Source organism: Mesorhizobium sp. P3_A9 (assembly GCF_056402975.1).
The window spans coordinates 18498-40369 of the sequence record NZ_JBFUGJ010000023.1 but is presented as its reverse complement, the minus strand read 5'-3'; the positions used below and the strand labels follow the sequence as shown (position 1 = coordinate 40369).

The following is a 21872-nucleotide window of genomic DNA, read 5'->3' as shown; positions in this document are numbered from 1 at the left end:
GACATCCGATCTCCCCCCTTGCGGGGGAGATGTCCGGCAGGACAGAGGGGGGTGCCTCGCGCCGACCTTTTAAAATCATTCGCATCGCGCAGCATTGAAGAAGGGGCGCTGAAGCGCCCCTTCTTCGCGCCGACCACTGCTCACCCRTTSACCAGCGCCAGCAACTCCTCGGTGTAGCGCTTGCCCATCACCTTATCCGGCGACAGCGCCTCACCAATCGCCGCAACCTCGGCAGCACTCAGCTCAACCCCAGCCGCCGCCGTGTTCTGCTCGAGATGACGGATTTTTCGTGCACCGGGGATCGGCACGATGAAATCGCCCTGGTGCAGCACCCAGGCCAGCGCCAGCTGCGCCGAGGTGACGCCCTTCTCCGTCGCCAGCTTTTCCAGCGTCTTGATTACCTTTGCGTTGGCTTCCATGGCCTCGGCCTGGAAGCGCGGCAAGGTGCGGCGCCAGTCGCCATCGTCAAGCGTTTCGGGCTTGGCGATGGTGCCCGTCAGCAGGCCACGGCCGAGCGGGCTATAAGGGACGAAGCCGATGCCGAGTTCGCGGCAGACGGCGAAGACGTCTTCTTCCGGGTCGCGGCTCCACAGCGAGTATTCGCTCTGCACGGCCGCGATCGGATGCACGGCATGCGCCCGGCGGATGGTCGCGGCACTTGCCTCCGACAGGCCAAGCGCGCGCACCTTGCCCTCGCGCACCAGTTCGGCCATGGCGCCGACCGTGTCCTCGATCGGMACGTTGGGGTCGACGCGGTGCTGGTAGTAGAGGTCGATGACATCGGTGCCGAGCCGCTTCAGCGAGGCCTCGGCCACCGCCTTGACGTGCTCGGGGCGGCTGTCGACGCCGGCCATGCGGTCGAGGCCGGTGCCTTCCTCCAAAATCTTGAAGCCGAATTTCGTCGCAATCGTCACTTTGTTGCGCACCGACTTCAGTGCCTTGCCGAGCAGGATCTCGTTCTCGTAAGGGCCGTAGACTTCGGCCGTGTCGAAGAAGTTGACGCCGATCTCGACGGCGCGGTGCAGCGTGGCGATCGCCTCTGCCTCCGGCTGGCCGCCATAAACGAAACTCATGCCCATGCAGCCGAGGCCGACCGGGAAGACTTCGAGTTCAGGTCCTAGTTTGCGGGTTTGCATCACGCGTCTCCTTGTTGTGATGCCGAGGAGATAGCGCCTTGCCTTGTGTTCGATAATAGGCTCATCTTAGCACGGGCTGTTCCAAGAAATAGATCAATGAATCGTGCGCATCTCTCGCAACTGGCGGTACTGGCAACCGTTGCCCAATGTGGCAGCTTTCGCGGCGCGGCCAGGGAATTGGCCATCGCGCCGTCGGCGGTCAGCCACGCCGTGTCCAGCCTGGAGGCGCGGCTTGGTGTGCGACTGCTGGCACGCAGCACGCGCAGCGTCGCGCCGACGGAAGAAGGCGCACAGCTGTTGGAGCGATTGCGGCCGGCGCTTTCCGAGATCGACCTGGCGCTGGAGACGGCGGTCGAGTCGCGCGACCGGCCGACCGGGAATCTCAGGCTCAGCGTGCCGCGCACGGCAGCGCATCTGGTGCTGACGCCGCGGCTCGGCGCCTTTGCCGCGGCCTATCCCGACATCGTGCTGGAGATCGGCATCGAGGACCGCTTCACCGATGTGGTGGAAGGCGGTTTCGATGCCGGCGTGCGGCTCGGCGAGAGCCTGCAGCGCGACATGATCGCGGTGCGTATCGGGCCGGACCTTCGCGGCGCGGTGGTCGGCGCGCCATCCTATTTCGCCGAGCGCCCCAAGCCGCACCACCCGCGCGACCTTGCCGACCATCGCTGCATCCGCTTCCGCTTTTCCAGTGGCATTCTCTACCGCTGGGAATTCGCCAAGGGCGGCGAGGAGATCGAGATCGCCACGCAAGGGCCGCTGATCCTCGACGAGGACCATCTGATCGCGCAGGCGGCGGTCGACGGCGCCGGGCTTGCCTTCGTCTTCGAGCCTTATGTCCGCGCCCCGCTCGCCGACGGCAGGCTGATCCGCGTGCTGGAGGACTGGTGCCCCTCCTTCGACGGGTTCTTCGTTTATTATCCCAGCCACCGCCAGATGCGGCCAGCGCTGAGGGCGTTTGTCGATTTCTTCAAGGTGAGTGTGTAGAGCGCGCGCCTCACCCTCCCTTGGGAGGGGTGAAGGGCGCTGGACGAAAGCTGACCCGGCGTTCGTTAACGCGTTATGAAGACCTCAATCACCAACACCCCAACCCGCTACGGTTGGGCGACGATCCTCCTCCACTGGCTGATCGGCGTCATCTTCATCGGCCAGTTCGCCCTCGGCTTCATTATGGTGCGACTGACCAGCCAGCGCATGGCCTTCGAGCTGATCCAGCTTCACAAATCGCTGGGCTTTCTGCTGCTTGGCCTCATCATCCTGCGCATCGGTTGGCGGCTCGGCAATGCGCCGCCGCCGCTGCCGGCTTCGGTCGGCGCCCTGGAGCGGCGTTCAGCGCCGCTCGCGCATCTGGCGCTTTATGCCTTCCAGATCGCCTTGCCCTTGTCGGGCTGGGTGCTGGTTTCGGTTTCGATGCTGGAAATCCCCACCATGCCGTTCAACCTGTTCGTGATGCCCAATCTGCCGCTCACCGAATCCGATGCCGCCGAAAGCTTCTGGGCGGCAGCGCACTGGTATCTCGCCTATGCCGGCATCGCGCTGGTCGCGCTGCATGTCGGCGCCGCGCTCCGCCACCACTTCCTGCTGCGCGACAGCGTGCTAGCACGCATGATCACGCCTTCGTCAGGTGGGGAATAGACCGGCGACCACGCTCGTTGGTGGGTAAGGACGCGAAAAGCGTTGTCTCCAGGAAAGGAACCATCCCATGCATGCGCGCATCCTTGGATTCGCGGCTTTTGCCGCATGCCTTGCCGTGCCCGCAGCCGCGGCAGTAGCGTTGAACGACGCCGCCGGCAGCTACACGGTCAGTACGGCAGGCTCCAGCATCCGTTTCACCATAGGCAAGGCCGGCGGTGGCGGCTTCGACGGCGCCTTTGCCCGCTTCAAGGGCACGATCCGTATCGACAATGGCGATGTCGGGCGCTCGAAGGTCGACCTCACCATCTATCCGGAAAGCGTCGGCACCGGCCAGGGCCGCATCGATGCGTTCCTGCGCTCCGACGCGGTGTTCGATGCGGCCAACAGCCCGGAGATCCAGTTCCGCTCGACCAGCGTGACCCGCACCGGCGACACATCGGCCCTTGTCACCGGTAGGCTGACGGCGCGCGGCAAGACGTTTCCGGAAAAGTTTACCGCCGAGCTCGATGGGTTSAAGGSCGGCRCGATMAAATTCCATGTCACCGGCAAGGTGCTGCGSTCGCGCTACGGCATGGATGTCGGYACGCCGMTCTATTCSAAYRTCGTCGAYTTCGACATGACGCTGACGGGCAAGCGGGGTTAGTTTGCTACGGCACTCCGCATTGGCTTTTCCATCGATTTCGGGCAAACCTCGTCTGATATAATCGACATGGAGAGAGTGCGATGTTCCGATGGGGTGTGTTGTCGACGGCCAAGATCGGCCGCGAGCAGTTGTTGCCGGCAATCGTCGAGGCGGAGAACGGCGTGCTGTCGGCGATCGCCAGCCGCGACCTGTCGAAGGCCAAGGCGTTGGGTGAGCGGTTTGGCGCCCGCCACGCCTTCGGATCCTACGAGGAACTGCTCGCTTCCAAAGAAGTCGACGGCGTCTATATCCCGCTGCCGACATCGCAGCATGTCGAATGGACGGCGAAAGCCATCGAAGCCGGAAAACATGTGCTGGTCGAGAAGCCGCTCGCGCTCGACGCCAAGGACATCGCGCCACTGATCAAGCTGCGCGACGCCAGGAAAGTGCTGGTCTGCGAAGCCTTCATGGTCATCTACCACCCGCAATGGATCAAGGTGCGCGACCTCATTGCCAGCGATGCCATCGGCCGGCTGCGCCATGTGCAGGGCGCGTTCTCCTACTACAATGTCGACCCCAACAACATGCGCAACCAGCTCGACCTTGGCGGCGGCGCGCTGCCCGATATCGGCGTCTACCCGACCGTGTCGACGCGCTTTTCGACCGGCAAGGAACCTATCCGTGTCCAGGCGACGATCGAGCGCGACAARAAATTCGGCACCGACATCTACTCCTCGATCCGCGCCGATTTCGGCGACTTCGAACTGTCCTTCTACCTGTCGACGCARATGGCGGCGCGGCAGGTGATGGTGTTCCACGGCGAGGAGGGTTTCATCGAGGTCTTTTCGCCCTTCAATGCCGGGCTCTACGACCATCACCGCGTCGAACTGCACAACCAGAACCACACCGAAGCGCAAGTGTTCCGCTTCCCCGGCACGCAGCAGTACCGGCTGGAGGTCGAGACTTTTGCGCGCGCCGCACAGGGCGGCAAGGAACGTGTCTTCACGCTGGAGGAGTCCGTGCTCAACCAGAAGGTCATCGACGCCATCTTCCGCGCCGGCGGCAAGGACGGATGGGAAGCCGTCTAACTCTCTGCAATAAAATAGCCGGCTAATTCTGGGAGGAAAAATGGCTGACGACGCGGACGTGATCATTGTCGGCGCCGGCCTTGCCGGGCTGGTTGCCGCTGCCGAGCTTGCCGAGGCCGGCAAGAAGATCATCATCGTCGACCAGGAGCCGGAGCAGTCGCTGGGCGGCCAGGCGTTCTGGTCGTTCGGCGGGCTTTTCCTCGTCGATTCTCCCGAGCAGCGGCGCATGCGCATCCGCGATTCGCACGACCTAGCGCTCGATGACTGGATGGGCACCGCCGCCTTCGACCGGCCGGAAGATTTCTGGCCGCGCAAATGGGCGGAAGCCTATGTCGGCTTCGCCGCCGGCGAGAAACGGTCCTGGCTGCTGCAGCGCGGCCTGAAATTCTTTCCCGTCGTCGGCTGGGCCGAGCGCGGCGGCGGCAATGCCATCGGCCACGGCAATTCGGTGCCACGCTTCCATATCACCTGGGGCACCGGCCCCGGCGTGCTCGAGCCCTTTGTCCTGCGCGTGCGCGAAGCGCAGAAGCGTGGACTGATCAGCTTCAAATTCCGTCACCGCGTCAATGAACTGACGCGAACAGGCGCTGTCGTGACCGGCGTGCGCGGCGATATATTGCAGCCGAGCACGGTCGAGCGCGGCCGCAAGAGTTCGCGCGATGTCGCCGGCGATTTCGAACTTCATGCGCAAGCGGTGATCGTCGCTTCCGGCGGCATCGGCGCCAATCATCAGCTGGTGCGGGAAAACTGGCCCAAGCGGCTGGGTGCCGCACCAAAACGCATGATCACCGGCGTGCCCGACCATGTCGACGGCCGCATGTTGGCGATCACGGAAGCCGCCGGCGGTTCGATCATCAACCGCGACCGCATGTGGCACTATGTCGAAGGCATCAAGAACTGGGCGCCGATCTGGACCGAGCATGCGATCCGCATCCTGCCCGGCCCGTCGTCGCTGTGGCTCGACGCGCGCGGAAAGCGACTGCCGGTGCCGCTCTATCCCGGCTTCGACACACTGGGCACGCTCAGCCACATCATGAGCACCGGCTTCGACTATTCCTGGTTCATCCTGACCAAGAAGATCATCCAGAAGGAATTCGCGCTGTCGGGCTCCGAACAGAACCCGGACCTGACCGGCAAGAGCTGGCGCCAGGTGCTCGGCCGCGCCACCTCAGGCATCCCAGGACCGGTGAAAGCCTTCATGGAGAAGGGCGAGGATTTCATCGTCGAAGCCGACCTTTCGAAGCTGGTTGCCCGCATGAATGCRCTGGCCGGCGGCGAGCCGCTGCTCGATCTCACCCAGGTGGAGCGCGAGATCCGCGCCCGCGACAGACAACTCGACAATCCGTTCTCCAAGGACATGCAGATCACCGCGCTACGCGGCGCCCGTGCCTATCTGGGCGACAAGCTCATCCGCACGGCCAAGCCGCACAAGATGCTCGACCCGGCAAATGGCCCGCTGATCGCGGTGCGGCTCAACATCCTAACCCGCAAGACGCTGGGCGGCCTGCAGACCGATCTCGACAGCCGCGTGCTGGGCGCCGATGGCCAGCCGGTGCCGGGGCTCTATGCGGTGGGCGAAGCGGCCGGTTTCGGTGGCGGCGGCGTGCATGGCTACGCGGCGCTGGAAGGCACGTTCCTTGGTGGCTGTATCTTTTCCGGCCGTAGCGCCGGCCGGGCGGTGGCACGCTCGGTGGCGTGAAACGACGCCATCGCTGTTGCCTGGGCTCCTATACGCTCGGGCGATAAACATATGACTTTTTTATATTTTTCAGATTTCGCCCGCCTCGAATACAAATGCCGATGCTTTTATCTTTCTGAGTGTAGCCGGTGCTGAGCCGCTGCAGGCAGCCGCCACCTCGTGGCGGCGGAAAGAAGGAAGTCTTCGATGTTCCTCTCAGACGGGCTTTATCTGCCCACTCATCGCCCTTTGCCGGCGTCGCAGGTCGAACAGATCAGGCGCGCGGCGAACAGCAATCGCCCGCAGGTCAGCCTGGTCGCGCCCTTCACACCGACATGGTGGCTTCTGGTCGTCGGCGCCTTGGTGGCCGCCGCCGCGATCGCTGCCCAGCTTTCCTGAAAGGCATGAGATGACCATGCAAAGCTCCCCTATTCCTCCTGACGGAAATGCCCTTCACCGCTTCGTCGTCGGGMGCGATGGCGAAGGCCACTGGATCGCGCGTGACGAAGAAGGCCAGACCGGCGGCGTTTTTGCCGACAGGAATTCCGCTGTGCGTTTCGCCACGATGGAAAGCGGCCATCGCGCCGGTGCAATACGCTTCGCGCCGGCAAGCGTGCGGCTTTCCCTGTTCAACTGAGCCGCGCCCGGTTCCGCGCTGGTCGGAACGATCTGGCCATGGACAACTCCAACGACATTGCTGGGCCAAACAGCGCCGATCTCACCGGATTGCTTGATCGGCTGCCGCATGTCGGCAGGCTGCTTGAGCACCAGCTTTGGGAGGCGGCACGCGCCCTGTCGCTCGACAGATCGTCCCGGCAAGGCCGCCGGTTTGCCGGCCTGATGGAGGTCGGCGCCATCCTAGACGCCGTCCTACTGCTGGTCGCTGCGTCGAAACCGGAGCGTTCGGTGTCGGCCATCAGCAAGATCGGCGTGCGCTGGCTCTGTTCCATTCAAATCACATCCGTAGGGAAAACGGCTCGGGCCGCCACAATCGAAGCAGACCATGTGGATCTGGCTGCCGCATTTCTGTCGGCCCTGCTTTCCTCGCATCTCGAAGAGACGGTGCATCCAAGAATTCACTCAGGAGACTCTGATTGCCATGACACCAGAACAAGCCCGAATACGCCTGACCGGAGCGATGACCGCGCTGGTGACGCCGTTCACCGACGGCGAGGTCGATCTGAAGCAGCTGACCGCGCTGTTGCGCTGGCAGATCGAACAAGGGATCAACGGGCTGGTGCCGTGCGGCACCACAGGTGAGGTGCCGACCCTGTCGTGGGAGGAGCGCCTGGACATCATTGCGCTGTGCGTGAAAATCGCGGCCGGCAGGGTGCCAGTTATCGCCGGCACCGGCACGAACAGCACCGAGACGACGATCGCCTTTTCGACCGCCGCCGAAGCCTTTGGCGCCGACGCCGCCCTCATCGTGACGCCCTACTACAACAGGCCGAGCCAGGAAGGAATCTTTCGCCACTTCGAGGCGGTCGCAGCCAAGGTCAGGATACCGATCATCGTCTACAATGTGCCGGCACGAACCGGCGTCGACCTGTCGGAGGAGACGATCGAGCGCCTGGCGCAGATTCCGACCATCGTCGGCATCAAGGACGCCACAGGCGAGGTAAGCCGGCTATCCACGCTTCCGCCCGTGCTCAGGCGTCGCTTCATCTGCCTCTCCGGCCATGACGCGACGGCGTTCGGCTTCAACACGATGGGCGGGCGCGGGACGATCTCGGTGGTCTCCAACGTTGCGCCGCGACTGTGCGTCGAGATGCATGATGCCTGCCGGCAGGGCGACCACCACACCGCCCGGGCCGTCCATCATCGCCTGCGGCCGCTGATCGCGGCGCTTGAACTGGAGAGCAATCCCGTGCCGGTCAAATATGCGCTGAGCCTGGCGCTGGGGCTGAGCCCGGATGTCCGTTTGCCGATGACAGCTGTTCGCCCTGAAACCGCGGTCGCGATACGCGAGGCCATGTTGACGCTGAATGGCGGTAGTGCCGGCGTCGTGCAATCAGGGCCGGCGCTTGCCTCGTCCACGCCGTGGCGGCTTTGACGGAAGCGCGTTGCCATCGACGGCGTAAGCCAGCCCCGGCTGGACGATCCATTCACCGGTGCGGAGCGCTTTGTCGGTCGGGCCGCCAGTCAAACGGCGGCCCGGAATTGCATAGTCGCTGGCTGCATAGAAATTCGAGAGCAGGTTTTGGCCTAAGATATATGCCTGCCCGCGATCAGAGATGCCGGCGCCGGCGCGGCTCGATACAGTCGGGCGACGGCGTCGTCGCCGAGCCGCCAGCGCAGTCGGGGCCGCCGGGTTGCATGTCCGGCCGTGGCGCGCAGTCAATTGCAGGTCCGCCGCAATCGGGGCGGTCCGGCCTATCGGGCTGGTCTGGTCTATCTGGTCGATCAGGCCGGTCCGGGCGATCTGGCCTGCCCGGCCAGTCGGGCCTGTCGGGGCGATCCGGCCTATCAGGTCTGTCGGGGCGCCAGGGTCTGTCCGGCCTCCACGGCCTGTCGGGTCGGTGGTCGCGGTCGCGCCAGTGGTGGTCGCGCCAGGGGCGGTCGCGATAATCGTCCGTATCGCCGCATGCGCTGAGCGTCGCGGCGCAAAGAAGAAGCGCCAACGCGCTTCGAAGCCTGGTCATGTCTGTGATGTCCTGCTGTCGGTCAAACCCAGCGTGGTCTGCACCGCCTGCATTGCACCTGCATTGCGCATCCCTGTCCGATCATGTCCAACTCACAGGACAGGGAAAATGCTCACCACACCCAGGCGCCTCGTCCGAGCGCAGCGGCTGCGTCGACGATCCGCGTGAAACTTTCGCGGGCGCGGCCGACCGTGTGCCGGGCCCTGAGATAGCCATGCACCAAACCCGGCTCCTCGAACCAGGTGGCTCGCCCGCCCGCCGCGATGACCCGGTCGCGATAGGTCTCGCCGTCGGACGACAGCGGGTCGCATTCGGCGGTGATCAGCACCGTCGGCGGCAGATTGGCGAAATCGGTGTCGGCCAGCGGCGACAGCGTTACATCGCCGGTCCGGTCGGCGCCGCCGGTGCGGATATGCTTGTAGAATTCGAGATCGCGCATGGTCAGCATCGGCGCTTCGGCATGCGTGAGATAGGAACCCTTCGAGCGGTCACCGCCGAGGCCGGGATAGATCAGCACCTGGCCAACCGGCCGTTTCGCGTGGCCGCGCGTGGCGTGGCTGACGGCGGCGCAGAGATTGCCGCCGGCGCTGTCGCCGCAGAGCAGGATGGGGCGATCGCGGGTGGACGCAGCCCATTCGAAGGCGGTCATCGCATCGTCGAAGGCGGCCGGATGCAGATGTCCCGGCGCCAGCCGGTAATCGACCGAGACCACTTCGTAGCCGGTRCGCGCGCAAAGTTCGGCGCAGACATCGTCATGGCTGTCCAGCCCGCCGAGAATGAAGCCGCCGCCATGGATGTAGAGCACCGTTGCTGCAGGTTGCGGGGCGGTACGGTAGATGCGGATCGGGATTTTGTGCGTAGCCGTTGCTATCGAAGAGGTTTCGACCGCGACACCTTCGGGGTAGCCGGCAAAGAATTCCCGGCACATGCGGTCGTAGATCGCGCGCTGCTGGGTGATCGTGTAATCGATCGTGTCGGGCGGATAATAGGAATTGGTGCGCTCGATGAAAGCCCAGGTCTCGGTGTCGATGAGGGTTTTGTAGTCGGTCATGCTGGCTGCGCCGACTGCACAGGTTGAGCCGAGGCACCCCCCTCTGTCCTACCGGACATCTCCCCCGCAAGGGGGGAGATTGGCAACTTTGGTCGCGGCGCTGTTCTTGCGGCGCTGGTGATTGGCGAAAGCAGAGATGACATCCGATCTCCCCCCTTCCGGGGGAGATGCCCGGCAGGGCAGAGGGGGGTGCTTCGCGCTATCATTTCCGCAGAATCACTTCCCCTTCCACACCGGATCACGCTTTTCGGCGAAAGCGCGGAAACCTTCCATATTGTCCTCGGARCCGTAGAGSGCATCGACCGTCGSCAACTGGCGGCGCGTCACCYKGTTCATKGCATCCTGGAAGGTCAGCGCTTCGGCCACCCGCGCCGTCTCCTTGATCGCCGCAAACACCAGCGGCGGGCCGCTGGCGAGCAGGCGGGCGATCTCCCAAACGCGGTCCTCGAGCTTTTCCTTGGGCAGCACTTCGTTGACCAGGCCCCAGCGATGCGCCTCGGCGACATCCATCCAGCGGCCGGTGAGCAGCAGGTCCATGGCGACATGATAGGGGATGCGCTTCGGCAGCTTGATCGTCGCGGCGTCGGCCAGCGTGCCAGCGCGGATTTCGGGCAGTGCGAAGGAAGAGTGATCGGAGGCGTAGATGAGGTCGCAGGACAGCGCCAGTTCGAAGCCGCCGCCGACAGCCATGCCATTGACGCAAGCGATGACCGGCTTGTTGAGGTCACGCAGTTCCTGCAGGCCGGCGAAGCCGCCGACGCCATAGTCGCCATCGACCGCGTCGCCGCCGGCAGCGGCCTTCAGGTCCCAGCCGGCGCAGAAGAACTTGTCGCCTGATGTCTTGACGATTGCGACACGCAATTCCGGATCGTCGCGGAACGCCTTGAAAGTCTCGCCCATCAGCCGCGAGGTCTTGAGGTCGATGGCATTGGCCTTGGGTCGGTCGAGCGTGACCTCGAGGATCGAGCCTTCCCGGCGGGTCGAAATGACGTCAGACATTCTTGTTCTCTCCCAGCACCAGCAGCGCGTCGGCGATCCAGGCGCCCTTGCCTTCGACGCAGACGATCAGCGGGTTGATGTCGAGTTCCTCGATCTCGCCGGCATTTTTCTGCACGAATCCGGCGATGCCCGCGATGGCGTCGATGGCGGCCGCAACGTCGGCCTTGGGCCTGCCGCGATAGCCTTCGAGCAACGGGAACAGTTTGAGGCCGCGCAGTGCGGCCTCGATATCGTCGCGTGTCGCCGGCAGCATCAAGGTGACGCTGTCGCGCAGCAATTCGACCAGCACGCCGCCAGTGCCCAGCGTCATCACCGCGCCGAACATCGGATCCCTGGTGAAGCCGACGATCAATTCGGCGACGCCATCGCGCACCATGCGCTCGACATAGAGCCCAGTGCCGAGCGGCAGCAGATCATGCGCCGCCGTGCTGACGGATTCGGCGTCCTTGAGGTTGAGCCTGACAGCGCCGACCTCGGATTTGTGGGCGACGCCCAGCGCCTTCAGGGCAACGGGAAAGCCGAGCGCCATCGACGAGATCACAGCCTCGACCGCATTGCCGGCGCGCTCGCCTTTCGGCACCGGAAGCCCGGCCTTGATCAGCCTCGCCTTGGCCTCGGCCTCATCAGGCGTGACATGATCGCCGCCGGCAGCGCCGGAAGCAGAGGTGTCGATCGGCTGCGCCTGCGGTTCAGCCCACGCCCAGCCGATGAAGGCTGCTGCGCCTGCGGCATCCATCGCCTCGGAAATACCGAACAGAGGCACCATGCCCCGCGCCATCAGTTCGGCGGTGTATTCCTCGGGCAGGTTTTCCGGCAGCGAGGAAACGATCGCGCCATGCGCCTTGTTGGTCTTCAGCGCCGATTCGAAAGCGCGCAGCGTCGCCCACCAGTCGGTGACCGAGCAGCGGTCCGGGCGCGGAAAGTCGAGCACCAGCATGTTGAGGTCGAAGCCACCCGACACCATGGCGGTGAAGGTGGCGGTCATTGCCGGCTCGTTGTTCCAGATGAAGGTGTGGTAGTCGAGCGGGTTGGCGACCGCGACCAGCGGCCCGAGCGTCGATTTGACATGGGCGCGGTGTTTTTCCGTCAGAACCGGGAAGTTGACCCAGCGCCCTTCGGCGCTGTCGGCCATGACGGAAGCCTCGCCGCCCGAACAGCTCATCGACGACAGTCTGTACCCGGGCAGCGGGCCGGTGATGTGCAGCAGCTTCAGAGCCTCGATGAAGGCAGGAATGGAATCGACGCGCGCAATGCCGAGCCGCCTCAGGAAGGCACCCGAGGCCGCATCCGAACCTGCCAGCGAGGCGGTATGCGAGACGGTTGCTTGCCTGGCCTGCTCGGAACGCCCGACCTTCATGGCGATGATCGGTTTTTTCAGCTCGCGCGCCCTGGCGGCCAACCGTTCGAAGCCGGCTACGGAGTCAAACGCTTCGATGTGCAAGCCGAGCGATGTCACCCGATCGTCCTCGATCAGGCCGAGCGCCATTTCGGAAAGGCCGGTCTGCGCCTGGTTGCCGGCCGTCATCAGGAAAGCGATCGGCAGGCCGCGCTTCTGCATCGTCATGTTGATGGCGATATTGGAGGACTGGGTGATGATGGCAACGCCCTTGCCGCCTTCTTCCAGCCTGATGCCGCCRTGCTGGTCGGGCCACAAAAGCGCGCCGTCGGCATAGTTGATCAGGCCGTAGCAGTTCGGCCCGATGATCGGCATYTCGCCGGCGGCRKCGACCAGTTCACCCTGCAGCCGTTCGCCGTCGTCATCATAGGCCTCGGTTTCGAGGAAGCCTGCGGCAAAGCAGACGGCGCCGCCGGCGCCACGTTCGGCCAGCGCCTTGATCACCTCGATCGTCAGATGCCGGTTGACCCCGACAAAGGCGGCATCCGGCGCGCCGGGCAGATCGGCGACCGAACGATAGGCCTTGCGTCCGGCGACCTCGTCCTTGGTCGGGTGCACCGGCCAGATTTCGCCGGCAAAACCCATCTTGATCGACTGCGCAACGACGGCGGCCGCTTGCACGCCACCGAACACGGCGATCGATTTCGGGCGCAGGAGACGTTCGAGTTTATGCATGGTCATCTTTTCGTTTGAGCATCATCTCCAGGACAAACGATCTCGTTTGTCCGACAAAGCCGAATCCCGACTTTGGGCGATCATGCTCTAAGCGCCGAACGGACGCAGCAGCGCCCGCGAAATAATATGTCGCTGAATCTCCGAAGTGCCTTCCCAAATGCGCTCGACGCGGGCGTCGCGCCAGATGCGCTCCAGCGGCAGGTCGTCCATCAGCCCCATACCGCCATGAACCTGGATGGCCTCATCGGCGACGAAAGCGAGCATTTCGGTGGCCTTCAGCTTGGCCATGGCCATGTCCTGATCGGTAACGGTGCCCTGATCGTACTTCCAGCCGGCTTCGAACACCATCAGGTCGGCGGCCTTCAGTTCCGTCGCCATGTCGGCGAGCTTGAACGATACGCCCTGGAACTTGCCGATCTGCTGGCCAAACTGCTGGCGTTGCGCGGAATACTCTATGGCATGGCCAAGCGCCCGCTCGGCACGGCCGAGGCAGGTGGCGCCAACCTGCAGGCGCGTGGCACCCAGCCAGGAATTGGCGACGTCGAAACCCTTGTGCACTTCACCGAGTACCTGGCTTGCGGGCAAGCGACAGTCGTCGAATTCGAGRATGGCGTTGGTGTAGCCGCGATGCGAGACGTTGCGGTAGCCGTCGCGCACCGTGAAACCTTTGGTGCCCTTGTCGACGAAGAAGGCGGTGATCTTCTTGCGTTTTCCGCGCGGCGAATCCTCCTCGCCGGAAGCCATGAAGACGATGGCGAAATCGGCGAGATCGGCGTGGCTGATGAAATGCTTGGTGCCGTTGAGCACCCAATCGTCGCCATCCTGCACCGCGGTCGCCTTCATGCCGCGCAGGTCGGAGCCGGCGCCGGGCTCGGTCATCGCCAGGCAGTCCCATTTCTCGCCACGGATGCAAGGGAACAGATATTTTTCGCGCTGCTCCGGCGTTCCGGCCAACAGGATGTTGGAGGGACGCGCCACGCAGGTCCAATGCAGCGCATAGTTGGCGCGGCCAAGCTCCTTTTCGTAAAGCAGCCAGGTCACCGTATCCAAGCCGGCGCCACCGACATCCGCCGGCATGTTGGCGGCATAGAGCCCGGCCTCGATGGCCTTGGCCTTGATCTCTTCGATCAGCTCGCGGCGCAGCACGCCGGTGCGCTCGACCTCGCGCTCATGCGGGTAAAGCTCATTCTCGACGAACGCGCGCGTTGTCTCGATAATAAGCTTYTGCTCTTCCGAMAGACCGAAATCCATGGTCTCAGCCCTTCTTCTTTTTCTTCGGCTTTTCCGCCTTCTTCACCGGCTTCGAAGCCTTGGCCGTCTCGGCCGCCTTTGAGGCCGCCGGCTTCTTCGCCGCCAGCTTGGCSAGYTGCTTGGTATAGTTCTTGTGCARSGCGCCGGCACCCCAGCCCTTGCCCTTGTTCTGCTTCGACAGCGCATCCATGATCGCGACCAGGTTGTCGTCGCGGATCTTTTCCAGCTCGCGGATCGACAGGCCGTGCGCCTGGTCGTCCGACTGGGTGGCGATCAGGTCGACCAGTTCGTCGTTGAATTCCGGCACATCCATCAGCTTGGTCCACGGCCATTTCAGGCACGGCCCGAACTGCGCCATGAAGTGGCGCATGCCGGCCTCGCCGCCGGCGACGCGATAGACCTGGAACATGCCCATCTGCGCCCAGCGCAGGCCGAAGCCATAGCGCATGATGTCGTCGAGTTCCTCGACCGTGCAGATGCCGTCCTTGATCAACCACAGCGCCTCGCGCCATGCCGCCTCAAGCAGACGGTCGCCGACGAAGGCCTCGATCTCCTTGCGGATGACGACCGGCTTCATGCCGATCGACGCGTAGATCTCCTTGGCGACCTCGATGGCTTCCGGGAAAGTCTGCTCGCCGCCGACGATCTCGACCAGCGGCAGGAGATAGACCGGATTGAACGGGTGGCCGACGACCAGCCGCTCGGGATGGTTCTTCATCGCCACCTGCATATCGGTCGGCTTGATGCCTGATGTGGATGAGCCGACAATGGCGTTGGCCGGGGCATGGGCGTCGATCTCGGCCAGCACCTTGTGCTTGAGGTCGAGCCGCTCCGGCACGCTTTCCTGGATGAAATCGGCATCGGCCACCGCCTCGGCGATGGTTTTGGCGAAGGTCAGCTTCCCCTCTTTCGGCAGCCCGCCGGGCACCATCTGCTTGTAGGCGCGGCGCGCGCCCTTCATCACTTCCGAGACCTTGCGCGAGGCCTCGGGATCGGGATCGAAGATCGACACGTCGATGCCGTTGAGCAGCAGGCGCGCCACCCAGCCGGCGCCGATGACACCGCCGCCGATGGCGGCTGCCTTGTTGATGATGCTCATGCGGAAGCTCCGGTTCTTGTCTTGGCTAAAGTGGGATCTAGGAGAGGCACGCGCTCGCCGGCGCGGATGACTGCTGGGTCGTAGGCCTTGCGGGCAAAGACTTCGAGCACGAAGGGCCGGAAGAACGCGATCGACAGCGTCTCATAGTCGGGGTCGAAGCTCGACTGGTCCCAGCGTTCGCAAAACTGGTCGCAATCGTCGAAATAGGCGTGATCGGCGAAGCGGTCGCGGGCATGGCGGTTGCCGCCAAGATGATGGGCGTAATAGAGGCGCTGGAAGTCGCCGTGCTTCTCCACCACCCAGGTGCATTGCTCGCGCACGAACGGCTTCAGGATCGAAGCGGCGTATTCGTCGTGATTGTAGGGCGCGTAAATGTCGCCGATGTCATGCAGCAGCGCGCAGGCGATCCAGTCGGTGTCGGCGCCATCGCGCCAGGCACGCGTCGCTGCCTGCAGCGAATGGCCGAGCCGGGTGATCTTGTAACCGGAAAGACCCTCGTCGAGTTGGACCAGGGCGTCGAGCAGACGATCGCCGGTCTTGGCGGCATAGTCGATTTCATGGGCGGTCAGGAACTCGTAGTCGTCCTTGTCGCCATCCTTCATCGCGGTGAACTTGACGGTTGTAGCCATCGCCAGATCCTGCCTTACGCCGCGGCTGCGATTGGCGCCCGCTTGGTCAGGTTGAGCTTCTTGCGCACTTCTTCCGGTCCCAGGATCCGGGCGCCGAGATTGGTGACGATGCTGGCGGCACGCTCGACCAGCTGCGCATTGGTGGCCAGCACGCCCTTGTCGAGCCAGAGATTGTCTTCAAGCCCAACGCGGACATTGCCGCCGGCCAGCACCGCGGCCGCGGCATAGGCCATCTGGTTGCGGCCGATGGCGAAAGCCGACCAGTTCCAGGTCGACGGCACGTTGTTGACCATGGCCATGAAGGTGTTGAGGTCATCAGGCGCACCCCACGGCACGCCCATGCAGAGCTGCACCAGCGCATCGGGGTTGAGCACCTTTTCCTCGACCAGCTGCTTGGCGAACCAGAGATGGCCGGTGTCGAAGGCCTCGATCTCCGGCTTGACGCCGAGCGCCGTCATCATGCCGCCCATGGCGCGCAGCATGCCGGGCGTGTTGGTCATGACGTAGTCGGCTTCGGCGAAGTTCATGGTGCCGCAGTCGAGCGTGCAGATTTCCGGCAGGCACTGGCGCACATGTTCCATGCGGTTGGTGGCGCCGCCCATGTCGGTGGCTTTTTCGTTGAGCGGCAGCGGCGCCTCGGGCGAGCCGAACACCATGTCGCCGCCCATGCCAGCGGTGAGGTTCAGGATGACATCGACGTTCGCGTCACGGATACGCTCGGTGACCTCGCGGTAGAGATGCACGTCGCGGCGCGGTTTGCCGGTCTCGGGGTCRCGCACATGGCAATGGACGATGGCAGCACCGGCCTTGGCCGCGTCGATGGCCGAATCAGCGATCTGCTTGGGCGAGCGCGGCACATGCGGGCTGCGATCCTGCGAACCGCCGGACCCGGTCACGGCACAGGTAATGAAGACCTCCCGGTTCATCGCAAGCGGCATGGAATTCTCCTCCCAATCAAACAGAGAGCACAGCATTGCGCGACTTGCGGGAGACTGCTTTACGTTTTACGAAGGCGTCATGATAAAAAACGAAAAAGCGACAATCTTTCGCGCCGAGCAGTCGCCGCTCAAGGTGACGATGCTGGTGTTTTCGGGAGCATCCATCATGTGCGTGGCATGCGCCGTCGATCCGCTGCGYGCSGCCAACCGCATCGCCGGCGARACSCTGTTCGAYTTCAAAYTGGTYTCGGTSACCGGCGAGGCGCCGGTCACSACWTGCGGCCTGCCSGTGGCGGTCARCGGCCGTTTCGATGCGRCGGAGSYTACCGAYGTSCTKGTCGTSGTCGCSGGCTTCGGCACSCAGAACTATGCCACSTCTGCCTTGCTCGCCGGCCTGCGCCGGGCGGCACGGTCGGCCCGCGCCTGCGGCGGCGTCGAGGCAGGCACATGGCTGGTGGCGCGCGCCGGCTTGCTGGAAGGGCGCAGCGCCACCACCCATTGGGAGGACATGGAGGATTTTTCGTCGGCCTTTCCAGGCGTCGACGTACGCCCCGATCGATACATCATCGATGGGCCGGTGTTCACCACGGGCGGAGCGTCGCCGACCCTGGACCTGATGCTGCACCTGATCCGCACCCGGCTCGGCATGGCGGTGGCGCTGGATGTGGCAAGCGCGTTCATCTACGATCAGGCGCGCGTGGCGACCGATGCGCAGCCGCTGGTCTCGCTTGGCCGGCTCGACGGCTACGATCCSMGCCTGGCGCAGGCCATCCGGCTGATGGAAGCGCATGTCGACCAGCCGCTGACCATAGAAGCCATAGCAAAGCGTGCCGGCGTGACGGCGCGCACCCTGGAAAGCATTTTTCGCAAGTCGATCGGCGAGACGCCAGGCGCCTATTATCTGAGGCTGCGGCTGGGGGCGGCGCGCCGGCTGGTGGTCGACACGCGTGTGGCCATGGCGGATATTGCCGGGCGGACCGGATTCTCGTCCGCCGCGGCATTTTGCAGAGCGTTTTCAAGAGCTTTTGGCGAAGCCCCGGTCAGGCTGCGCCGAGGATAATCAGTCTATTGTATTGTCGCAATTCCGGACGGAAAACCGCTCACACTTTTCCTGGAATTGCTCCAGGGGATTACGCGGCGTTCTGTCGATCGCTGCCGGCGTCCATCTGCGAGCGCATCTGCCTTGCCAGACGGACTTCAAATCGGCTGCTGACAGCGCGATCCCATTCGTTCTTCACATTGTCGGTCGGCCGCGGCAGCGCCATCAGCCGGTCGATGATCGATCCGGTCTCGCCGGATGACAGTAGGGCGTCGATTTCGCGTTCRTGCTGCATATCGGTTCGCCTCCTTCCTTTTCACCCGCCACAAGGTCCCTCTTATACGAGATACGTGACGGCWGTTTGAAGGCAAGAGCGAGGTSATTGAGGGGCGGCAAAGGGCAAACCATGTCGCCGGATGAGCGCTTTGGCGCAAGGCCGTTCCAGGGCGGGAGGAGTGTTCCCCGCCGCCCCTCGAGCAATACGAATCGGCTTTCCGCCCTCAGACGTAGCGGTTGACGATGTTCTCCAGTAATTCCTGGCGGCCGGAGCGTGGCTGCGGCTCGATCTTCTTCTTCACCACGCGCTCGGCGATGTCTTCCAGCGTGCGCTTGCCGGACAGCATTGCCTTGCCCTCTGCCGTATTCCAGCCGGCATAGCGCTCAGCCAGCGGCGCGGACAACGCCTTGTCCTCCACCATGCGAGCSGCGGCCTTGAGACCACGTGCRCAAGMGTCCATRCCGCCGATATGGCCGATCAGCAGGTCCTGCGGGTCGAGCGACTGGCGGCGCAGCTTGGCGTCGAAATTGGTGCCGCCGGTCTTGAAGCCGCCGGCCTGCAGGACCTGGTAGTAGGCCAGCGCCATTTCCGGCACATTGTTGGGGAACTGGTCGGTGTCCCAGCCCGACTGATAGTCGTTGCGGTTCATGTCGATCGAGCCGAAGACGCCGAGCGCGTTGGCCAGCGCCAGCTCGTGCTCGAAGGAATGGCCGGCCAGGATGGCATGGCCCTGCTCGATATTGAGTTTTACTTCCTTCTCCAAGCCGAAGCGCTTGAGGAAGCCGTAGACGGTGGCGACGTCGTAGTCGTACTGGTGCTTKGTCGGYTCCTGCGGCTTCGGCTCGATCAGGATGGTGCCCTTGAARCCGATCTTGTGCTTGTAGTCGACGACGAGGCTGAGGAAGCGRCCGGCCTGYTCCTGCTCGCGGCCAAGRTCGGTGTTGAGCAGCGTCTCGTAACCYTCGCGCCCGCCCCACAGCACATAGTTCTCGCCCTTCAGCCGCTTGGTGACGTCGATGCAGCTYTTCACCGTCGCCGCCGCATAGGCAAAGACGTCCGGATCGGGATTGGTGGCGGCACCCGACATGAAGCGGCGATTGGAGAACAGGTTCGCCGTGCCCCACAAAAGCTTGACGCCGGTCTGCTTCATCTTGCCGGCAAAGTAGTCGGCGATCTCGTCGAGACGGGCAGAGCTTTCTGAAAAATCCTTGCCCTCGGGCCGCACGTCGGCGTCGTGGAAGCAGAAATAGGGTGCGCCAAGCAGCGAGAACATCTCGAAGGCGACATCGGCCTTCAGTTTCGCCAGTTCCATCGTGTCGGTGCCACCGGCCTTGGGGAACCAGGGACGGTCGAAGGTCTGGCCGCCGAACGGATCGCCGCCCGGCCAGGCGAAGGAATGCCAGTAGGCGACGGCGAAGCGCAGATGGTCTTCCAGCCGCTTGCCGGCCACCACCTCGTCTGGATTGTAGAACCGGTAGGCCAGCGGATTGGTCGAATCCGGTCCCTCATACTTGATCTTCTGGATGTCGCCGAAAAATCCACTGCTCATGATTTCTGTCCTCTCTCGAATAGTTCGCCCTGATTACCTCAGGCGTAATTGGTTTCGGTCTGCCGTGGGGTGAAAAGGATCGTGTCAAAGCCACTCAACGAAGGAGACAGACCATGACCGACCTCAACAAAATCGCCGAGGGCTACATCACCGCCTGGAACGAAAGCGATGCCGGCCGCCGCGCCGAATTGCTGAAGGCCACCTTCACCGAAGACATCAGCTATCGCGATCCGCTCATGCAGGGCGATGGCCATGAAGGCGTCGCCGCGCTCATCGATGGGGTGCAGCAACGCTTTGCCGGCTTTCGCTTCTCGCTGAAGGGCACGCCGGACGGCTTTGCCGACAGGATCCGCTTCTCCTGGAACCTCGGCCCGGAAGGTGTCCCTTCGGTCATCGAAGGCACCGACATCGGCATCATCGAGAACGGCCGCCTGAAGAGCGTCACCGGCTTCCTCGACAAGGTGCCGGCGCAATGAGGTTAGCTGGGTAAGGGAGGTGCGAGGCACCCCCCTCTGGCCTGCCGGCCATCTCCCCCGCAAGGGGGGAGATTGGCTGAGGCTCAGGCTTTCGCCAATCTCCGACGCCGCAACAATGAGCGAGGCGCCCGAGCTGCTGATCTCCCCCCTTGCGGGGGAGATGGCCGGCAGGCTAGAGGGGGGTGCCTCGCACTTACTCACGCCGTAACGCCCCTGATCGCCGGGTAGAGCGCCCGGTAGCGGTGATAGGCGTCCGCATACGCCCCACCAAGCCCAGCATCCGGGTCGATCGTGGCATCCGTCCTCGGCGCCGTGCACACGGCCAGCGGATCGGCACCGGTCGCCGCGATCAGTCCGAGCCGGGCCGCCCCGAAGGCGGCGCCGAAATCGCCGTCGGCGGGAATATCCACCGGCACCTGCAGCGCGGTGGCGATCGATTTCAGCCAGTAGCGCGAGCGCGAGCCGCCGCCGATCGCGGTCACCCGCGTCAATGTCGTGCCGGCCGTCTTGAGGGCTTCGAGGCTGTCGCGGAAGGCGAAGGCGACGCCTTCGAGCACCGCCTGGGTCAGCACCGCGCGGCTCGATTCGTGCGCCAGCCCGGTGAAGGAGCCGCGAATGGCGGAATCATTGTGCGGCGTGCGTTCGCCCGAGAGATAGGGCAGGAAGGACACGCCGGTCGGCGCCTTCAGCGTGTCGCCGAGTTCCGATGTCAACTCGCCTGCGTCTTTGCCGGTGATCTCCGACAACCAGTTGAGCGAATCGGTCGCCGACAGGATGACGCCCATCTGGTGCCAGGTGTTGGGGAGTGCATGGCAGAAGGTGTGGACAGCACTTGCCGGGTTTGGCAGATAGGACGCGTTGGCGGCAAACACCACGCCCGAGGTGCCGAGCGAGACAAAGGCATGGCCGGCGCCGACCGTGCCCATGCCGCAGGCCGAGGCCGCGTTGTCGCCGGCGCCACCGGCAATCGGGATGCCGGCCTCGACGCCCCATTTCGACGCCAGCTCGCCGCGCAGCCCGCCAGCCTTCTCAGTGCCCTCGACCAGCGACGGCATTTGGCTCTCGTCAAGGGAGGTGACAGCGAGCAGATCCGGCGACCAGCGGCGCTTGCCGACATCGAGCCAGGACGTGCCGGCCGAATCGGACATTTCCGAAATGTGCTCGCCGGTCAACCAGAGCCGCAGGAAGTCCTTGGGCARCAGCACCTTCGCCACCTTGGCGAAGACAGCGGACTCGTTGCTCTTCACCCAGGCGAGTTTCGGTGCGGTGAAGCCGGGAAACACGATGTTGCCGGTCAGTGCGCGGAAGCGCGGATCGGCGTCGAGCGCTGCCGCCTCGACATAGCTGCGCGTGTCGTTCCACAGGATGCAGGGTCGCAGCACATGATCGGCCGCATCGAGCAACGTCGCGCCATGCATCTGGCCGGACAGGCCGATGCCTTTCACTGCCGCGAACTGCTTGGGATGGGRGGCCTTCAATTCGGCGATCGCGTCTTCGCATGCGCGTATCCAGTGGGACGGGTCCTGTTCGGACCAGCCGGGATGCGGCCGCGAAACGTCAAGCGAGCCATGGCCGGAGCCGACAACAATCTGTCCGGCATCGATCAGCAGCGCCTTGACGCCCGACGTGCCCAGGTCGAGGCCGAGATACATATTATCCTCCCATGCCAATATTTTTTTCGGATCTCGAAAA

Annotated in this window: 21 protein-coding genes; 10 read left to right on the top strand and 11 right to left on the bottom strand. The window is 64.1% G+C overall.

Annotation, left to right across the window (positions count from 1 at the left end):
• Positions 1-140 precede the first annotated feature (140 nt).
• Complete coding sequence (locus AC1DX0_RS06565) at positions 141-1136, bottom strand: aldo/keto reductase (protein ID WP_477218640.1); 996 nt, start codon at positions 1134-1136, stop codon at positions 141-143.
• Positions 1137-1232: 96 nt separating this feature from the next.
• Here AC1DX0_RS06565 and AC1DX0_RS06560 point away from each other — a divergent pair, with 96 nt between their 5' ends.
• From AC1DX0_RS06560 to dapA, 8 genes are all read left to right on the top strand, one after another.
• A complete protein-coding gene (locus AC1DX0_RS06560; RefSeq protein ID WP_477218641.1) occupies positions 1233-2123 on the top strand; it encodes a LysR family transcriptional regulator in 891 nt (296 codons plus the stop codon).
• A 75-nt stretch (positions 2124-2198) separates the two neighbouring features.
• On the top strand, positions 2199-2771 hold the full coding sequence (locus tag AC1DX0_RS06555; protein ID WP_477218642.1) for a cytochrome b: 573 nt from the start codon (positions 2199-2201) through the stop codon (positions 2769-2771).
• A gap of 67 nt (positions 2772-2838) precedes the next feature.
• Positions 2839-3414 carry a YceI family protein gene (locus AC1DX0_RS06550; RefSeq protein WP_477354727.1) on the top strand — a complete coding sequence of 192 codons (576 nt, stop codon included), beginning with the start codon at positions 2839-2841 and terminating at the stop codon, positions 3412-3414.
• Positions 3415-3494: 80 nt separating this feature from the next.
• Complete coding sequence (locus AC1DX0_RS06545) at positions 3495-4481, top strand: Gfo/Idh/MocA family protein (protein WP_477218644.1); 987 nt, start codon at positions 3495-3497, stop codon at positions 4479-4481.
• Between the two features lie 40 nt (positions 4482-4521).
• Positions 4522-6180 carry an FAD-binding dehydrogenase gene (locus tag AC1DX0_RS06540; RefSeq protein WP_477218645.1) on the top strand — a complete coding sequence of 553 codons (1659 nt, stop codon included), beginning with the start codon at positions 4522-4524 and terminating at the stop codon, positions 6178-6180.
• Positions 6181-6366: 186 nt separating this feature from the next.
• Positions 6367-6558, top strand: a complete 192-nt coding sequence (locus AC1DX0_RS06535) for a hypothetical protein (protein WP_477218646.1) — start codon at positions 6367-6369, stop codon at positions 6556-6558.
• A gap of 16 nt (positions 6559-6574) precedes the next feature.
• Positions 6575-6796 (top strand): hypothetical protein, encoded by a 222-nt coding sequence (locus AC1DX0_RS06530; protein WP_477354724.1) that lies wholly within the window; start codon positions 6575-6577, stop codon positions 6794-6796.
• 366 nt (positions 6797-7162) lie between these two features.
• Positions 7163-8212: a 4-hydroxy-tetrahydrodipicolinate synthase gene (gene dapA, locus AC1DX0_RS06525; RefSeq protein ID WP_477354721.1), complete on the top strand. Its 1050-nt coding sequence runs from the start codon at positions 7163-7165 to the stop codon at positions 8210-8212.
• Positions 8213-8913: 701 nt separating this feature from the next.
• Here dapA and AC1DX0_RS06520 read toward each other — a convergent pair.
• The 7 genes from AC1DX0_RS06520 to bcoG all read right to left on the bottom strand — a co-directional run bounded on the left by AC1DX0_RS06520 (position 8914) and on the right by bcoG (position 16839).
• Positions 8914-9852 carry an alpha/beta hydrolase gene (locus tag AC1DX0_RS06520; RefSeq protein WP_477218648.1) on the bottom strand — a complete coding sequence of 313 codons (939 nt, stop codon included), beginning with the start codon at positions 9850-9852 and terminating at the stop codon, positions 8914-8916.
• 216 nt (positions 9853-10068) lie between these two features.
• On the bottom strand, positions 10069-10851 hold the full coding sequence (locus tag AC1DX0_RS06515) for a carnitinyl-CoA dehydratase (protein WP_477354718.1): 783 nt from the start codon (positions 10849-10851) through the stop codon (positions 10069-10071).
• Complete coding sequence (locus tag AC1DX0_RS06510) at positions 10844-12922, bottom strand: acetate--CoA ligase family protein (RefSeq protein WP_477354715.1); 2079 nt, start codon at positions 12920-12922, stop codon at positions 10844-10846. The genes AC1DX0_RS06515 and AC1DX0_RS06510 overlap by 8 nt, the downstream gene beginning before the upstream one ends.
• 87 nt (positions 12923-13009) lie before the next feature.
• A complete protein-coding gene (locus tag AC1DX0_RS06505; RefSeq protein ID WP_477218650.1) occupies positions 13010-14173 on the bottom strand; it encodes an acyl-CoA dehydrogenase family protein in 1164 nt (387 codons plus the stop codon).
• A 4-nt stretch (positions 14174-14177) separates the two neighbouring features.
• On the bottom strand, positions 14178-15272 hold the full coding sequence (locus AC1DX0_RS06500) for a carnitine 3-dehydrogenase (RefSeq protein WP_477218651.1): 1095 nt from the start codon (positions 15270-15272) through the stop codon (positions 14178-14180).
• Positions 15269-15901, bottom strand: coding sequence for an HD domain-containing protein (locus tag AC1DX0_RS06495; protein WP_477218652.1), 633 nt, complete (start codon positions 15899-15901; stop codon positions 15269-15271). The genes AC1DX0_RS06500 and AC1DX0_RS06495 overlap by 4 nt, the downstream gene beginning before the upstream one ends.
• A gap of 14 nt (positions 15902-15915) precedes the next feature.
• Complete coding sequence (gene bcoG / locus AC1DX0_RS06490) at positions 15916-16839, bottom strand: 3-dehydrocarnitine:acetyl-CoA trimethylamine transferase BcoG (protein WP_477218653.1); 924 nt, start codon at positions 16837-16839, stop codon at positions 15916-15918.
• Between the two features lie 79 nt (positions 16840-16918).
• Between bcoG and AC1DX0_RS06485 the strand changes: the two genes are divergently transcribed.
• On the top strand, positions 16919-17899 hold the full coding sequence (locus AC1DX0_RS06485; protein WP_477354712.1) for a GlxA family transcriptional regulator: 981 nt from the start codon (positions 16919-16921) through the stop codon (positions 17897-17899).
• Positions 17900-17969: 70 nt separating this feature from the next.
• Here AC1DX0_RS06485 and AC1DX0_RS06480 read toward each other — a convergent pair whose 3' ends face one another.
• Positions 17970-18173 carry a hypothetical protein gene (locus AC1DX0_RS06480; protein WP_475454560.1) on the bottom strand — a complete coding sequence of 68 codons (204 nt, stop codon included), beginning with the start codon at positions 18171-18173 and terminating at the stop codon, positions 17970-17972.
• 205 nt (positions 18174-18378) lie between these two features.
• Complete coding sequence (gene xylA, locus AC1DX0_RS06475; RefSeq protein ID WP_477354709.1) at positions 18379-19704, bottom strand: xylose isomerase; 1326 nt, start codon at positions 19702-19704, stop codon at positions 18379-18381.
• Between the two features lie 113 nt (positions 19705-19817).
• Between xylA and AC1DX0_RS06470 the strand changes: the two genes are divergently transcribed.
• Entirely contained in the window at positions 19818-20180 is a 363-nt protein-coding gene (locus AC1DX0_RS06470) for a nuclear transport factor 2 family protein (protein WP_477218656.1), read from the top strand.
• Positions 20181-20377: 197 nt separating this feature from the next.
• Here AC1DX0_RS06470 and xylB read toward each other — a convergent pair whose 3' ends face one another.
• Positions 20378-21832 (bottom strand): xylulokinase, encoded by a 1455-nt coding sequence (gene xylB / locus AC1DX0_RS06465; protein ID WP_477354706.1) that lies wholly within the window; start codon positions 21830-21832, stop codon positions 20378-20380.
• Positions 21833-21872: the final 40 nt, after the last annotated feature.

Bases quoted from the DNA above. Each gene is read 5' to 3' on its own strand.
- AC1DX0_RS06535 (WP_477218646.1), top strand. From the start codon at position 6,367: ATGTTCCTCTCAGACGGGCTTTATCTGCCCACTCATCGCCCTTTGCCG.
- AC1DX0_RS06560 (WP_477218641.1), top strand. From the start codon at position 1,233: ATGAATCGTGCGCATCTCTCGCAACTGGCGGTACTGGCAACCGTTGCC.
- AC1DX0_RS06495 (WP_477218652.1), bottom strand. From the start codon at position 15,901: ATGGCTACAACCGTCAAGTTCACCGCGATGAAGGATGGCGACAAGGAC.
- AC1DX0_RS06470 (WP_477218656.1), top strand. From the start codon at position 19,818: ATGACCGACCTCAACAAAATCGCCGAGGGCTACATCACCGCCTGGAAC.
- dapA (WP_477354721.1), top strand. From the start codon at position 7,163: ATGTGGATCTGGCTGCCGCATTTCTGTCGGCCCTGCTTTCCTCGCATC.
- AC1DX0_RS06555 (WP_477218642.1), top strand. From the start codon at position 2,199: ATGAAGACCTCAATCACCAACACCCCAACCCGCTACGGTTGGGCGACG.